The 905-nt window shown below is 44.2% G+C and carries 1 pseudogene; it reads right to left on the reverse strand.

The features are described from left to right. Positions 1-852 (reverse strand): annotated as a pseudogene (locus tag HMPREF9098_RS11585) (IS630 family transposase); the annotation flags it as partial. Positions 853-905: the final 53 nt, after the last annotated feature.

The following is a 905-nucleotide window of genomic DNA, read 5'->3' on the forward strand; positions in this document are numbered from 1 at the left end:
ATAGTCAATAAAAATCAAAGTAGGACAGTAGCGCATCGTCAAATCGGGCGTAATCAGACAATACAGTTCGCAGATACCGCTTAATATTCGCCCACACCTTCTCAATCGGGTTGAGCTCAGGTGAATAAGGTGCAAGAGGCAATACCTTATGTCCCCATTTTTCCGCCATTTTCCGTAAGACACCCATACGGTGAAATCGTGCATTATCTAAAATAATCACCGATTTTTGAGTCAATGCGGGCAGTAGGCATTGCTGAAACCACGCTTCAAAAAAGACGCCGGTCATCGTATTTTGATAAACCATCGGAGCAATCAGCCGGTTGCCGACTTGTGCGGACACCAGAGATAAGCGTTGGTATCTTTTCCCACTTATCTGCGCTTTCACTATTTGCCCTTTCAGGCTGCGGGCATAGGGACGGAACAGGTAACGGTCAAATCCTGTTTCATCCAAATAAACACGTTGGTAGTCGGAAAATTCGGCCAGCCGTGTCAAATAATACGTTACTGTGGCCGGGTCTTGTTCTTTGTAAGTGGTGGTCTTTTTTTGCGCGTCATCCCCATCTGTTTGAGTGCATAGCAAACGGCGGCTGGCGTACAATCAAAATGTTTGGCGATTTCATGCAGATAGGCATCCTGGTGTTGCCCAACATATTGGGCCGGTTTTTGCCTATCCAATTTGACGGCATTTAGACCGGTGACTTGATGTTTTAGGCTGCCTGTTTGTTTTTTAAGGCGAATCCACAGTTAAAGCGTGTTTCTTGACAGGTTAAACGTTGCTGCGGTTTGGCTGATGTTTTTGCATTGTTCGTAATAGTTTAAAGCTTTGTTTCTTAAGTCCGCAGAGTATGCCATGGCTAGACCTTCAAAGTTGAGTATTGTACTATTTTGTTTTTAATTGACTATAT

This window comes from Kingella denitrificans ATCC 33394 (assembly GCF_000190695.1).
In the GTDB taxonomy this organism is placed as follows: Bacteria; Pseudomonadota; Gammaproteobacteria; order Burkholderiales; family Neisseriaceae; genus Kingella_A; species Kingella_A denitrificans.